The following is a 14,018-nucleotide window of genomic DNA, read 5'->3' on the forward strand; positions in this document are numbered from 1 at the left end:
TGGCCTTTGCTGTAAATGTTGGCTAGACACCCGAGGAGGTTTAAAATTGATTGCGGCCGAGGGTTGCCGTTATTGTAAACACGTCAGGTACTCGGCCATATCCGACGTAGCGCAGCAGTGATATCTTTATCGAGAGCGGGTCCTTTTTCCCGAACATCTGGCCGGCAATCGCGAATTCGTTCGAAGAAATCCTGTTGCCACCAAGCGCGTGGTGCGCGCCATGCTCCGAGCCACCGATTTATGTGTGAGCGAACCGACCGTCGTTGCGAAGCGTATGGTGGATGGGGGTTTCGGGCCTCGCTTGGATTACGCGGTCCAGACCCTTGCGGACGTGCCGTACAACCGCCGTGAGTACGATCCTGAGGACACAATCCGCTTTTACGCACTTCGTTTCCGCGAAGCTGGAATGATCAAGTCAGGCCCTGCGAAACTCATCAGGGATGGAGCTGACCGGCCGTTCCTCAACGCGGTGCGACGTGAATTGGCTGATCAACTACAGCGATTTTCGAGGAGGTCCCGATGCATACAAGCCGTCGCGACTTGCTGCTGGCTGGGGCCTGCGCGGCTTCCGCAGCCCTGTTTGGGAGCGTCTCAGCTCGACTGAGGGCCGAAGAGTCCAATCCGCCGCCGGAGACGCCTACAATTCGGCTTGCGAAAAACCCAAGCATTTGTATCGCACCTCAGTACGTGGTCAGCGATCTATTGAATGCCGAGGGGTTTACAAATGTGGTTTACGTCGACTCCGACGCTGGCGTAGAGCAAACCAGAGCAGTCGCGAAGGGCGACATCGACTTCACCTTGCATTTTTCTGGTCCTCTTCTTCTCGAGATCGATCGAGGTGCGAGCATTACAATTGTGGCCGGAGTTCATGTCGGCTGCTTCGAGCTGTTCGCCAAAGAGGGCATACGCAGTGTTGCCGAATTGAAGGGGCGAACTGTCGGCCAGCAGGGACTCGGCAGTAGCCCGCACGTTTTCATCAGTGCGATGGCGGCGCTTGTCGGACTTGATCCAGCCAAGGATATCGAGTGGGTGACGAGTGCGTCGGCCAAGCCGATCGAGTTGTTTGCTGAGGGCAAGATTGACGCGTTCCTTGGATTCCCTCCGGAACCACAGCGCCTGCGTGCGCAGAATATCGGTCATGTCATTGTTAACAGTGCGCAGGATCGCCCATGGTCACAGTATTATTGCTGCATGTTGGCGGGGACTCGTGAATTCGTCCTGAAGAATCCCATTGCAACCAAACGTGTAGTTCGCGCGATGCTCCGAGCTACGGATTTGTGCGTCAGTTCGCCAGCCCTTGTTGCGCGTCGGATGGTGGACGGGGGGTTCACGCCTCGTGAGGACTATGCGACTCAGACGCTCGCGGATGTGCCGTACAACCGCTGGCGCGAATACGATCCCGAGGACACCATCCGCTTTTACGCGCTTCGTCTGCGTGAAGCGAAGATGCTGAAATCGAACCCTGGCAAAATTATCGCGGATGCAGCCGACTGGCGGTTTCTCAAAGAGGTTCGTCGTGAACTTGGAAGCTGATTCGGCGTCGTTCCTTACTCAGCGTCCACTCCCTCCAAGATCGCGAGGAAGTGGAGAAGGCGCGTCGATAAAGGACGTTCTTCTCCGCTTTGCATTACGACCCTCACTACGCACAAAATTGCTGATGGCGTTTTTCGCCATCGAGGTGCTCTTGGTCTCGGTTGGGGTAATTGGCCTCCTCTCGCTCCGCGAGGCGGATCAGCGGGCGAATCAGGTCGTTGGTCTGCAGCAGAAGATCGAGGCATACCGGCAGATGCAGCACAATACGCTCCGGCAGCTTTATGGCGTGTCCACAGCGCTCGCCTTTCCAAATGAAACGACGTTGGCAGTCGTGCTGCGGCAGATCAATCAGTTTGGGTATGACCTTGATCGCGTCTCGTTCGTAGCAAAGGACGAGGTGGCGCTGCTTAACCAAGTTCGCGAAGAATATGCGCGCTTTATAGCCGTCGTTTCAAACATCGCCGAGCTCATCCGCGGCGGACGAGCGGCTGAGGCCAAAGAGCGAGAACTCGCGGAGCTTGGACCCCTCGCGGACAAGCTCGAACGACTGACTAATCAATTAGTCAACCGTGCGGAGGCAGACATGGTGGCCGGCATAGATGCGAGCCGACAAACCTATACCAAATCACAGATGCTCGTCGCTGTGGTCGCTCTCTCAAGTTTTGTTCTTACGCTAGTCTTGGGACATGCGATCTCTCGATCTGTGATCGAACCAATCCGCATTATTCATCACGGCTTGAACCGGATAGCCGCCGGCGATTTTGCCCAGCGCATAGAGGTGCCCAATAGTGACGAGCTCGGGGAGCTTGCGGCGCACGTTAATTCGACCTGCGACGAGCTGCAGCAGCTCTACCGGAGCCTTGAGGAGGCGAGCCGACACAAATCGCAGTTCCTCGCAAACATGAGTCATGAATTGCGGACACCACTTAACGCGGTACTCGGCTTTTCAGAGCTCATGCTGGACGGCATATACGGCGATCCGCCAGAGAAGATGCGACCCGCCATCCAAAGGATCCAACGGAACGGCAGACATCTACTCGGGCTCATCAACGACGTCCTCGACCTCTCCAAGATTGAAGCCGGACAGCTTCGGCTCTCGCTGGCCGACTACTCGGTGGAAGAGCTGGTAAACGTTGTCCATACCTCCGTTGAGTCGCTCGCCGCAGACAAGAACCTGAGTTTGAGAATTGTCGTTCCGGCTGGCTTGCCGCCCGCGCGAGGAGACGAACGCAGGCTCGCTCAGGCCCTATTCAATCTCGTTGGTAACGCGATCAAATTCACAGACCGGGGAGAGGTCCGAATAGAAGTGGAAGCGAAGGAAAATTCCTACGTCTTTTCTGTTCAGGACACAGGACCGGGCATTGACGAGGCGGACCAAGCCAGAATCTTCCAGGAATTCCAACAGGTGGATAACTCGATCACCAAGACGAAGGGGGGCGCGGGGTTGGGCCTCGCAATCGTAAAGCGCATTGTGGAAATGCATGGCGGACGAATTTGGATCCAATCTCGCGTTGGCCAGGGCGCACGATTCTCTTTTCTGGTGCCCGCCCGCCTTGAGCAGCAGGCGGTGTAGGCATGAGCAAGCGCGTACTTGTCGTCGAAGATCAAGAGGACAATCGGCAGATTCTGCGCGATCTGCTTGCAAGCGTCGGTTATGAAATGATCGAGGCGCACGACGGCGAAGGAGCGCTCATGGTGGCGCGAACCCATAGGCCGGACCTGATCCTGATGGACATCCAACTGCCTCTTCTCGACGGATACGAGGCGACACGTCGCATAAAAGCGCAGCCGGATCTTTGCGGTATTCCAATCATTGTCGTCACCTCCTATGCGCTTAGCGGCGACGAGCAAAAGGCACGCGCTGCGGGCTGCGATGCCTATGTCGCTAAACCCTACAGCGCACGAAAGCTACTTGAGACGATAAATCGATATCTGCCGTGAGGTTTCAATGCGTGCTGATGTGGAGCGGAGATGCATGTCCCACCCCAAATCTTGATCGTGGATGACAACGAAACGAATCGCTGCCTTCTTGCCGCGCGGCTCGGTGCTGAGGGTTATCAGACGGTGGAGGTTGAAAACGGCGAGAGGGCGCTCGCGGTCGTGCATGAAGTAGAGCCAGACGTTGTCCTCCTCGACGTCATGATGCCGAAGATTGATGGCTTTGAGGTCTGCCGGCGACTGAAGATCGATAAGACGCTGGGATTTCTTCCAATCATCATGGTGACCGCGCGGACCGAACCAGGTGATGTCGTCGCGGGACTCAACGCGGGTGCCGACGAGTATCTGACCAAGCCGGTCGATCATGCAGCCCTCGTTGCGCGTGTGCGCTCCATGCTCCGAATCAAAGAGTTACACGATCGAGCTGAAGCCCAGGCCGTCGAGCTCGCCGAGTGGAATAGAAGGCTCGAGCAGCGTGTTGAGGAGCAAGTTGCGCAAATTGAACGGGTCAGCCGTTTGAAGCGGTTTCTGTCGCCGCAAATAGCGGAGTTGATTCTTTCTTCATCGATGCATGAGGCGTTGGCGAGTCACCGCAGACAGGTAACGATAGTCTTCGGCGACCTTCGCGGTTTCACGGCGTTCGCAGAGATTGCTGAACCCGAAGAGGTAATGGCGGTGATGCAAGAATATCATGCCGCCTTGGGCTCCCTCGTGCACCAGTTTGAAGGCACTTTGGAGAGGTTCCTGGGCGACGGAATCATGGTGATCTTCGGCGATCCGATACCTTGTGCAGATCCATGCAACCGAGCTGTCCACATGGCGGTCGCGATGCGAAGCCGCCTATTGGAATTATCGGATAAGTGGCGGCGTGAAAGACATGACCTTGGTTTTGGAGTCGGCATTGCGTATGGATACGCGACGCTCGGCCCCATTGGTTTTGAGGGACGTTCCGAGTACAGCGCGATCGGTACCGTGGTGAATCTAGCTGCCCGTCTGTGCGCGGAGGCGTGCGACGGTCAGATTCTCGTTGATGGTAAGGTGCGGGAGGCGCTTGACGCGAGGGCGACCGCGGAGCCCGTGGGTGAACTGACGCTCAAGGGGTTGCGTCGTCCGATAGCGGCATACAACGTTGTTGAGATAACTAGTCCCTTCGAAGCGCGCGGCTAGAGGTCCGGAATTTTGCGCGACCCATCAGACTTGGATCCACTATCAATCTGAAGGGGGTTACGCCGCTGGGCCTTCTTTGGCTCGCGCGCCGCACGGTTAACTGGCGGGCATCCAAAAAGCGCCAACGCCGCCGCCACCTGCGGCGCCGCCCGCGCCTTGCGCGAACGCGGCGCTAACCGAGGCGCTGGCCGCACCGCAGCCACGAAGACTATCAGAGATTGTTTTACGCATGTCGTATTTCCTGAGGTTGAGTTCGGCGGCGAAGGCAATCGAACCTTGGACGCCCGCCGCATGAGGCTCCTGCTCGTGCGAGCGTCGGCACGTGACCCGATCGTCCATTCCGGCCAAACTCCCATTTGCCTGTCTTGGGACGACCGCGTGCAACCAGCGCGCAAGGAATACGCGCCGGCATAGTCGGACAGGTACGGCGGGGAGACAAACCTCTTGACTAACGGGCCGAATGGTCCGCACTGACGCGCCACACCGCGTTGCCGGTATCGTCAGCAACCAGCAGCGCCCCGGTCCGGTCAAGCGCTACGCCCACGGGCCGGCCCCGTACCGTATCGTCGCCGTTGCCGAGAAATCCCGTGACGACGGGGATCGGTTTGCCCTCCGGTCGCCCATTTAGCAGCGGCACGAAAATGACTTGGTAACCGTTGACCGGGCTGCGGTCCCAGCTGCCGTGCTCGCCGACAAAGATGCCATCACTGAATTTCGGGGATAGCGTCTGGCCTTTGCTGAACGCGAGGCCGAGCGCGGCAACGTGTGAACTTAGGCCGTAGTCGGGCCTGACGGCCTTGGCCACGAGGTCAGGTCTCTGCGGATGGACTCGGACGTCAACATGCTGGCCCCAGTAGCTGTAAGGCCAACCATAGAAGGCGCCCTCCTGCACCATAGTGAGATAGTCCGGAACAAGATCCGGGCCGATCTCGTCCCGTTCGTTCACAACGGCGAACAGCCGGCCCGTCTCGGGATCGACCGCCAGATTGGTCGGATTGCGCGTGCCCGACGCAAAAATGCGCTTGGCACCGGTCTGTCGGTCGACTTGGTAGATCGCGGCCCGACCCTCTTCGGCGTCAAGACCGTTTTCGGTGATGTTGCTGTTGGACCCAACGCCGACATAGAGCTTGGATCCATCCGGACTGGCCGCCATCGCTTTTGTCCAGTGGTGGTCGATCGGTCCGGCTGGAAGGTCGGAAAGCTTCGAACCTGGCTCCGTGATCTTGGTCTGTCCGAGCGTATACTTGAATGCCATGATCGCGTCTGTGTTGGCCACATAGAGCGTGTCGTCTACATAAGCGACGCCATACGGTGAGTGGAGATGCTCGACGAGAACCGTTTGCTCTTCAGGCTTTCCGTCGCCATCGGCATCGCGGAGCAGGGTGATGCGGTTGCCGCCCTTGCCGGCGGTTCCGGCCCGCGCCTTGACCTTACCTTGAATAAAGTCCTTGGGCCGGAAAGGTGTGGTACCGGGGCTGTTGCCTTCGACAACGAGGATGTCCCCGTTCGGCAGAGGATAGATGATGCGGGGATGCATCAGCCCTGTTGCCATCGCCTGAATTTTCAGTCCTCCGGCGACAGTTGGTGTCTCCCCTGGTTTCCAGCCAATCTCCTTGGGAACGCTCATGGGCGGCAACAAATAGTTCTGAGGCTCCGGCAGGTAGGGATCTGACCCGTATTGCTGCATTGGATCACCGCCTTGGTCGCTGCAGGCGGTCAGCGCGACGAGGGCGCAGAGGGCTGGCAAGGCTCGAAGCATTGCGTAAGTCACAGGCTGTCTCCGGTCGTGGTGGTACGAACCGTTGTCACCTTCCAACCGGTGGCGGCGGCCATCAGGAGCAGAATCGTCACGATTGCGGAGAGCGAAATCCCCTGCGGCACGACCGAGGTCCAGGCGTCGCGGCTGTGAACGAAGACATTGACGAGCGAGAGCAGCGCTGCCGCTGCTACGAGCAGGAAGGGTATCCATTTGATCTGTCCAGCTCGGCTGGTGAGAAAATCAATGATCAGGATGATCGTGGCGACAAGAGCCAGGACCAAACCTGCCGCGATCAACCATGTAGACGAATTCGCCCACTGCCAGTTCGACGTATTCCAGTACATGGTATCGGTCGCTAAGCCTGCGATCAGCAGGGTTGATCCGGCACCGATGAAGCCGGGATGCAGCAGTGATCTGGGACCAGCTCCGGGCGCCAATCTCGCCATTTGTCCTCCAAAAACATCGCCGCGCGGCGCGCTGTCGATTCAGACCTGGCGGGAACGCAGGAGCACTCGGGCAGTTCCTACTTGCCGGCCGGGCGCGCGCGACCAACGTTTGAGCGCGTCGAAACACGAATGGAAAGAGGCCTCGAAGCTAACAGCCTAGGCAGATACTTTTGATTTTCTTTTCCAACGCGACGTCGGGTGGATCGCGAGGACCGGTAGGTCCCACACTAGTTGGCTGTTGGCTGCTCCACTGTTCACCCGGCGGCGCTGTGAATGTGCCCACCGAGTCCGGGTGTCGATGTAAAAACGTTGGTGTTTGGTCCCAAGCGCCTGAAAGTGCTAGAATATCGCTGCGCCAACGGATCTTGGTCAGATCGCGATCGGTGGAGGCCATCGTGAAGATTGAGCGAGCACTGGCAATCGCAGCCCGGGGCACGGGTTGGTGGATTATTCCACCGATGGGCGAAACAGCGTCGTCGAGCTGTCGTCCGCCAATTAGAAAAGAATCTCCGGTTGACCAGCCTTCGGCCGGCGCCTACTAGATTAGAGCAATTCTAAATCGGGCCTTCCGTGATCGGAACGCCAGTATGCGCATCGAAGAGAGACATTATGAGCCAGGTGCGCACGACCACGCCGCTGGCCGCCGCGCTCGGCGCAGTCGCTGCCGTGTGTTGCGTGCCTCCCAGCGCGAGGGCCACCGATGAGATTCAAGTCTACAACGCGGGCATAGCGGAAGTAGGCCAGTTCACGATCCAGCAACACCTCAACTACGTGCCGCTTGGCGTGAAGAGTCCCCCGTTTCCAGGGGCGCTGGTTTCGAATGGCAGCGTGAACGGCACGCCAGAGTTCGCTTACGGTGTGACCGACTGGTGGGAGGTCGGTCTCTACCTCCCCTTCTCGATCCAGAAGCAGACCTTCTATTCTGACGCGTTCAAGTTGCGAACACTGTTCGTATCGCCGCACGCCGAGCAGCGCAGCTTCTTCTACGGCGTAAATTTCGAATTTAGCAATGAGACGCCGCCCTTCTCCCAGACACGCTGGGCTATGGAGATCCGGCCCATCATCGGCGTCCGTAACGAGCTCTATGAATTCATCGTCAATCCGATCGTCGACATCGGTTTTGGCAAGTACGGGGAAACAGACTTCGCACCTGCTGCAAGGTTGGCGCGCAAGTTCGGACCCGATCTATTCGCGGGCTTTGAATATTATGCCGATTTTGGCAGGATCGGAAATTTCAAATCGCTCGATCAACAGCAGCACACGCTCTTCGCCGTGACCGATTTTAAACTCGGCGAGTTCGACGTGAACTTTGGCGTTGGCTACGGGCTGACGCCGGCCTCCGATCGGTGGGTCGCCAAGGCAATCATTGGTTACGCGTTCCCGGCACCTGGCACGAAGGACAGAGACCATGCGACCGTGGGCCCAATCAATCCCATGGCGCACGCTTCTCAGCGCCTGGCCGTCGATCAAGTCCTGGTCCGATGACAAAGCCATTGCGATACGGGGCAGTGGCCAAGGCTTTCCACTGGACGATCGTGGCTCTGCTTCTCGTTCAATATCCGATCGGCTGGCTGATGCCGGATATTCATGGTGGGATGAAGCCGGGAGCCGGCATGGCGGTTCACGTGTCTACCGGCCTCGTCATTTTGGCTGCGACGGTGCTCCGCTTCGCTTGGCGCTTGGCCCATCCCGTTTCACCGGAGAGCTCTTTGCCCGGCTGGCGGAGACTGTCGTCCGAGGTTGTGCACTGGATGCTCTATATCGTGGTGCTGCTCACAACGCTCTCCGGATGGCTGTTCGCGTCTTTCCGCGGCTGGTCCATGTCCTTCTTCTACCTGTTTCCGCTGCCCATGCTCTCCGGCTCAAATCCGGCTGCGATCAAGTCGATAGACGGACTCCATCAGGCCGCCGAATGGATGCTGCTCGTTCTTATCCTTGTTCATGTGGGCGCAGCCTTGCTGCATCTCCTCCACTATCGCGATGGCGTCATGAAGCGAATGCTTCCTGGATGACGCCGAGCGCGCTGACCGTGACCCGCAATGTAAGCAGGCGAGTTTTCTTTAAGGTGTATCGATCGGCAAGGCTGGACACCGGCGGAGAAGTGTCTCAGATACTGGACGCGAATTTGGCAGCCATAGATGCGGAAACACCAGCTTCATTCGTGCGTTGTTCACGTCACCACTTGGAGCGCTCCGGACGCGCTGACCGTGCCGCTAAGCGCCTTGTTCCGGAAAGGCGACCAGTGGGCCGCTTTTGCCGACGAGAGGGGCGTGCCAAGACGGTGCCAGTCACCATCGGCCACCGAAACAACAGAGCGGCCGAGGTTCTCCTAAAGTACCCCCGCCGTCTTTGGAGCGGGGTGCACCACCCCTACCACCACCATCCCTGAGAAGGGCCGGACGTCCTTCGAGTACGAGCGGCAGGTGCAGCCGCGGCCAAAACTGGGACGATGGGCAGTAGAGCTTGACCGACTGCTGGCGGCGAACGCGGCTAAATCGGCTCGTGAACAGCTGGCGTTGACCACCCTTCGAAGAGCTGCGCGGTCGCGGCTGTCACGGCGGTTACGATGCAGCGCGGCAAAGAACGCGGGCAGTCGACCGTCGCCGTTATGTCCCGCTGAGCTTTGCACCCGCTAGTAATGAACGGAGTCGCCAAGCTGAACAATGTCTTGCGTTCGCGGCGAAGGCCGGTTCAACAGCGTCGGATGGCGACTTAAAGAATAGCCCGTTTGCAGCCGCGCTTGTCGAGTGACTGCCGACACCCGGTCTCGACCTGCGCAAGACGTTCGGCTTCGTCCGCGACGATGTCTTGAAGAATACCAGCTACAAGCAGGAACGTATGTCTACGGCTCGCTTGGCGGTGATGATGTGCCACTGGTTGGGGCCAAGCCGACCGCTACCGGCCCTCAAGCGAGTCCGGACGACGCTGTTCGCCGGAACTACGAGCTTGCCCTGCAACTCGGCACTCGCGATGGCTGGAATGTTTTCCTTGCCCAATACCCGGACGGCTTCTATGCCGGCCTTGGGGCCCGTGCAGCAGCGGCCGAGAAGGCAGGGCACGCCGAAGATGAGAAGGCACGGCTCACCTCTGATCGTGCCAAGAGGACCGAACAGGACAAAGCGGCCGTCGCCCCCAAGGCGGCTGAGGATGCACGGCTCGCCGCCGAGAAAGCTAAGCAGGTTGAGGAAGCGAAAGCAGCCGCCGCCGAGCAACGACGTAATGAGATTGAGGCCGCTGTTGCCAAGGCTCTGGCCGATAAGCAGGCAGCAGAGAAAAACACAGTCGATCATAAGATTGCAGCCCTCCCATCGCCTGCACCTTCCCCTGAACCGGTGCAGTCGCCGCAACAACTCACGAAAGCGGTCCAGTCCGAACTGCGGCGGGTCGGCTGTCTTGCAGATCCGGAAGAGCGAGATTGGGGTGCCAAGTCACAGCGCTCCCTGACCCAGTTCAACAAGTACGCCGGGACCAAGCTCAACACGACGCTCGCAGCACCGATGCGTTGGATGCGATCAAGCTCAAGTCAGGACGTGTCTGCCCCTTGGTGTGTGATCATGGCTTCAGGGCCGATGGAGAGGCCTGCGTGAAGATCGTTTGTCGCGGTGGCTATCGAGTCAACGATGACAACGAATGCGAGAAGGCACAGGACAAGAAGCCTGTCGTTACAAGGGAAGAGCCACGCAAGCGGGATACTGAGCGGCGACAGTCGATCGAGTAAACCGCAAGCCGCTGGCCAGTTATTCTGCAATTCCGCCGGGTGCCGTCCTGTCGGCAAAGGATGCAGAGTAGAGGCCGCTCCCGTCAGTGATCAGACCTCCCGATGGCTGGCCGCACCAGAGAGGTGTGCAATTAACGCACCGTTCCCGACAGAACTCGCCAACGTCTGCTTGTGGGCAGGTTTTTGGACGCCGGCAACAAGGTGGCTCCGCACGCTCGACTGGCCGGCGTCCAAAAAGCGCCAAGGCACGAAGTCGCGGGAGGTTTGGCACTGGCGGAGCAGCGACTGCTTGGAGATGCTCGACTTAGGCAATTCGAACAGTGGCGGCCTGGAAGGCGAGCGCAACTTAAGTGTTTTGGCACGATTGTTGCTACGCGCATCCGACAACTGTTGCGCGATTGATCGGTCGATCCGCATTCAGTGGCACAGTGTGAATCAATTTCTTAAGAGCCGAAATGCCTGCGGCACTTTCGAGCAAGCCGGTTTGCGCTGTTCGTCAAGCCAATTTTGTCATTGCCTCGTAGGCTGGTAGACGTGGCTCGTCGCGTGAGAGGGGCGTCAGCCCCAGATGTTCTTGCTGTTCTAGATCATGCCGACATGCGCGAGTTGATCGTGCCACCCCCCCGCTAACGCTGTCCTCTCGCCATCGCTACCGGCCTCTCGGCTCTTGTCACCGCGCAGCGGGCTGGAGCGCAGCGACTTTGTGCATTGGCCCGACTCGGACATTGAGGCCGCAAATGATAATTCGCTTGGCTCGGAGGCGATGCTGCCTGCTGGCGCGCGACTGCCGGTGGCGACCGTGGCTAAGCGGCTTGAGGCCCCCGACCGAGGTCGCTGTGCTGTATGCCCCGACTTCCATTCCAAACTTTCAGCGCATTTGCTGGGCTTAGCAACGCCGTTGGCTGTTGCATAAGGTTGGCAACTTCCAAGAACTTGGTCGCCAGCGCAGCATCACGTTGCGCCGCTTGGTAAAACTTCGCTATGTACCAGTTGACAAAGCGCACCTGTGCAGTCCGCTTGCCCTCAACGCGCGGGTTTTGCAAATCGCTGCCCACGACGATTTGCCAGGGAGCGTCAATGAACCGACTAGCCATCTGGAAGAAGCGCCGAGCAATTCGTTGCGTTCCGTTTGCCAAACACTCGCGCAAGGCCAGCGATTCCAGACACGCTACCGTCATTCCTTGACCATAGGCTGGATCGAAGCTGCACAAGGCATCGCCATACACCAGATAGCCTTCCGGAAAGCGGCGCAGCTTCTCGTAATGGCGTCGCAAGTTCGAAACAAACTGTATGACGTAAGCGGAGTAAGTGGTTCTGCATTCTGGATCACGTTGAATATTTCCGGCTGTTGCAAGCTACGCGCAAACTCAACAAAACCAGCATCATCCTCTGGCACTTGATCGTCTCTGTAGCCACCTAATGTCACAGTCCAACGTTCGCCCTCCTGTGGCAGAAGAGCACCGAAGCGAAAATCAGGCGAACACGCTGCCATGATAACGAACTTCCTGCCATGCAAACAATTTGCCATATGCTCGGGTTTGAGACGATAGAAGCGCGTCACATAGCCAAGATGGATGGTGATCTGCTCCTCTGGCGGCTTTGCGAAGCCAAACGCAGTAAGCCATGTGGGGCTCGATGATCCGCGACCACTGGTATCAACTACGAGATCGGCGCCTATTGTTTCCCTGTCATCTGAACCGTTTTTTGATCGGACGCGAACACCAGTCACGCGGTCTGACATTCGATCAAACACCGGCTCCACAACGTCCCGTCGCTCCAGTAGCCGAATATTGGGTAGTTTAACGAGCCGCCGTCGCACGCAGCCTTCCAGCGTCGGTCGGCTCACCCCGAGCCCGACCATTTGGCTGGGGGCGTTATGAAGATAGACGCCGTAGTTGAACCAAAGCCCATCGTTGACGAGGTCGGCGGGCACTGCCCCCTGAGCAATCATTTCCTCAGTAAAGCCGGGAAACGACTGCTCAAGTATCTCGCGGCCACGAGCAAGCAATCCGTGCGTATGCCGTCCTTGCGGAACGCCTTTGCGAGGATCAGGCAAGTCCGGAAGCGCATCACGCTCAAGTACGGTCACTTCGTCGAAATGATCCGCCAAAGCGCGAGCGGCTAAAAGACCACCAATTCCCGCGCCCACCACGATCGCGTGCTTGCCAACGTGCGCCATCGACCCCTCCCAAGCACTTAATAACCGCAGGCCGAAACAGGACAGTCAGGGAGAATCCATTGATTACGTGCGCTGAATCCTGAAGAAAATCATCCATGTCAGAATGACTCCTCCGATCGATTCAGCTCGATCTGCGCCACCGATTTTACATCGCCAATGGTTCAGGCTTGCTTCACGGCTGTCGGAAAAGTGTTTCGCAAGAGAGGATTTCGGTTTCATGCCATTTGCGCGACGAAGCAATTTCATGCCGGTTTCGTGGGTGAGCGCAAAAAGAAGTTTCATGGCGCATCGGACGCGGTGGCCGGCCAGGCAATCCGGTAATCCCAGGGGTGGGCGCTAGGTTCGCGCAATAGGATGTCAGAATCCTTCCTGGAAGACCTGCGCGATGGCCGTCGGCGCTTCAGGAGGCGCAGATGCGGCATACCAAGCTCTCGGAGCGCCCAATGCTTAATAAACGTTGCCCATGACCACCGCGCGCTGGAATCGTGGCAAGTCGGCCCGGCTGACGAGGCCCAGAAGGCGGTAGCTGCCGGATGCGATATGATTGTCGCCCAAGGGATCGAGGCGGGCGGTCATGTTCGCGGCACGGCGGGGCTCGTGCAGGTGGCCTTCTGTCCTTCTTGCGAACACGTGCCATCGGCTGGCGGATATCACAGCTAATGTGTTGGGAGGAGCAAAGCCTCAGACATTCCGTTCTATCAGCAAACAAAGGTCGAACTGGTCGTGAACAAGAACGCGGCGAAATCGCTAGGCCTTGAATTCCCCTCCACATTGTTAGCTGCCGCCGACGAGGTGATCGAGTGAGGACCATGTGAGTCGCTTATTGGACCTCCACGCCGGCAGGCAGCCTCCTGAGCTAAAAGCTGGTCAACTTGGGCAGGAGCGGACACGCGAGCCTCGCACCGCCTCGATTGAAAACGTCATTGATGACCCCGGACCGGTTATTTCTTTCTAGTATATCACAAAGCTGGGAGGGCATGTGCCTCGCAGTGCGCTCCCGCGCCGGCCGACACTTCACCTTAGCTGAGAAACCGTATTCCACGCGGTAGCGTAATCCTTCACGGTGTATACGACGGGCTCATCGTAGAAGTCTCCCGTCCTCGTGAAGCCACCGCTCACCGTCTCCAGCTCTTTGTCGTCCACCGGACGGCTTTCCAACTCTTTATTCGTAGGCATGGTCATTTATCTCCTGTTCCTGATGAAGGCCATAGGCGGCCGGTCGCGCATTAGTCGGGCAAAGAAGCGTCACGGTCTGTCATCGCCGTCACCTTTCGGCCC

The 14,018-nt window shown here is 58.3% G+C and carries 14 protein-coding genes and 2 pseudogenes; 8 read left to right on the forward strand and 8 right to left on the reverse strand.

The window, feature by feature from the left end:
* Window positions 1–519 precede the first annotated feature (519 nt).
* The 4 genes from ACRQ5Q_RS43625 to ACRQ5Q_RS43640 all read left to right on the forward strand — a co-directional run bounded on the left by ACRQ5Q_RS43625 (window position 520) and on the right by ACRQ5Q_RS43640 (window position 4,638).
* Entirely contained in the window at window positions 520–1,533 is a 1,014-nt protein-coding gene (locus tag ACRQ5Q_RS43625; RefSeq protein ID WP_439400415.1) for an ABC transporter substrate-binding protein, read from the forward strand.
* A gap of 124 nt (window positions 1,534–1,657) precedes the next feature.
* Window positions 1,658–3,106: an ATP-binding protein gene (locus ACRQ5Q_RS43630; protein ID WP_439400416.1), complete on the forward strand. Its 1,449-nt coding sequence runs from the start codon at window positions 1,658–1,660 to the stop codon at window positions 3,104–3,106.
* A gap of 2 nt (window positions 3,107–3,108) precedes the next feature.
* Entirely contained in the window at window positions 3,109–3,474 is a 366-nt protein-coding gene (locus tag ACRQ5Q_RS43635; RefSeq protein WP_439400417.1) for a response regulator, read from the forward strand.
* 30 nt (window positions 3,475–3,504) lie between these two features.
* Window positions 3,505–4,638, forward strand: coding sequence for an adenylate/guanylate cyclase domain-containing protein (locus ACRQ5Q_RS43640; protein WP_439400418.1), 1,134 nt, complete (start codon window positions 3,505–3,507; stop codon window positions 4,636–4,638).
* Between the two features lie 96 nt (window positions 4,639–4,734).
* Here ACRQ5Q_RS43640 and ACRQ5Q_RS43645 read toward each other — a convergent pair whose 3' ends face one another.
* The 3 genes from ACRQ5Q_RS43645 to ACRQ5Q_RS43655 all read right to left on the reverse strand — a co-directional run bounded on the left by ACRQ5Q_RS43645 (window position 4,735) and on the right by ACRQ5Q_RS43655 (window position 6,843).
* Window positions 4,735–4,977 (reverse strand): hypothetical protein, encoded by a 243-nt coding sequence (locus ACRQ5Q_RS43645; RefSeq protein ID WP_439400419.1) that lies wholly within the window; start codon window positions 4,975–4,977, stop codon window positions 4,735–4,737.
* Between the two features lie 109 nt (window positions 4,978–5,086).
* Window positions 5,087–6,397, reverse strand: coding sequence for a PQQ-dependent sugar dehydrogenase (locus ACRQ5Q_RS43650; RefSeq protein WP_439400533.1), 1,311 nt, complete (start codon window positions 6,395–6,397; stop codon window positions 5,087–5,089).
* An 8-nt stretch (window positions 6,398–6,405) separates the two neighbouring features.
* Window positions 6,406–6,843, reverse strand: a complete 438-nt coding sequence (locus ACRQ5Q_RS43655; RefSeq protein ID WP_439400420.1) for a DUF2231 domain-containing protein — start codon at window positions 6,841–6,843, stop codon at window positions 6,406–6,408.
* A 609-nt stretch (window positions 6,844–7,452) separates the two neighbouring features.
* On the opposite strand from ACRQ5Q_RS43655, the gene ACRQ5Q_RS43660 reads away from it, so the two are divergent.
* From ACRQ5Q_RS43660 to ACRQ5Q_RS43675, 4 genes and pseudogenes are all read left to right on the forward strand, one after another.
* Window positions 7,453–8,328, forward strand: a complete 876-nt coding sequence (locus ACRQ5Q_RS43660; RefSeq protein ID WP_439400421.1) for a hypothetical protein — start codon at window positions 7,453–7,455, stop codon at window positions 8,326–8,328.
* A complete protein-coding gene (locus ACRQ5Q_RS43665) occupies window positions 8,325–8,855 on the forward strand; it encodes a cytochrome b (protein ID WP_439400422.1) in 531 nt (176 codons plus the stop codon). The genes ACRQ5Q_RS43660 and ACRQ5Q_RS43665 overlap by 4 nt, the downstream gene beginning before the upstream one ends.
* A 381-nt stretch (window positions 8,856–9,236) precedes the next feature.
* A pseudogene (locus ACRQ5Q_RS43670) lies at window positions 9,237–9,474 on the forward strand (IS21 family transposase); the annotation flags it as partial.
* 36 nt (window positions 9,475–9,510) lie between these two features.
* Window positions 9,511–10,696, forward strand: a pseudogene (locus ACRQ5Q_RS43675) (caspase family protein); the annotation flags it as partial.
* Between the two features lie 668 nt (window positions 10,697–11,364).
* On the opposite strand, the gene ACRQ5Q_RS43680 reads toward ACRQ5Q_RS43675, so the two are convergent.
* The 5 genes from ACRQ5Q_RS43680 to ACRQ5Q_RS43700 all read right to left on the reverse strand — a co-directional run bounded on the left by ACRQ5Q_RS43680 (window position 11,365) and on the right by ACRQ5Q_RS43700 (window position 13,922).
* Window positions 11,365–11,787, reverse strand: coding sequence for a hypothetical protein (locus ACRQ5Q_RS43680; protein WP_439400423.1), 423 nt, complete (start codon window positions 11,785–11,787; stop codon window positions 11,365–11,367).
* Window positions 11,736–12,740 carry an FAD-dependent oxidoreductase gene (locus ACRQ5Q_RS43685; protein WP_439400424.1) on the reverse strand — a complete coding sequence of 335 codons (1,005 nt, stop codon included), beginning with the start codon at window positions 12,738–12,740 and terminating at the stop codon, window positions 11,736–11,738. The genes ACRQ5Q_RS43680 and ACRQ5Q_RS43685 overlap by 52 nt, the downstream gene beginning before the upstream one ends.
* A 63-nt stretch (window positions 12,741–12,803) precedes the next feature.
* The gene (locus ACRQ5Q_RS43690; protein WP_439400425.1) at window positions 12,804–13,022 is read right to left on the reverse strand and encodes a hypothetical protein; all 219 of its coding nucleotides are present in this window, start codon (window positions 13,020–13,022) and stop codon (window positions 12,804–12,806) included.
* 165 nt (window positions 13,023–13,187) lie between these two features.
* Entirely contained in the window at window positions 13,188–13,316 is a 129-nt protein-coding gene (locus ACRQ5Q_RS43695) for a hypothetical protein (RefSeq protein WP_439400426.1), read from the reverse strand.
* 438 nt (window positions 13,317–13,754) lie between these two features.
* Window positions 13,755–13,922 carry a hypothetical protein gene (locus ACRQ5Q_RS43700; RefSeq protein WP_439400427.1) on the reverse strand — a complete coding sequence of 56 codons (168 nt, stop codon included), beginning with the start codon at window positions 13,920–13,922 and terminating at the stop codon, window positions 13,755–13,757.
* Window positions 13,923–14,018: the final 96 nt, after the last annotated feature.

It is taken from the genome of Bradyrhizobium sp. PMVTL-01 (genome assembly GCF_051861855.1).
Lineage (GTDB): Bacteria > Pseudomonadota > Alphaproteobacteria > Rhizobiales > Xanthobacteraceae > Bradyrhizobium.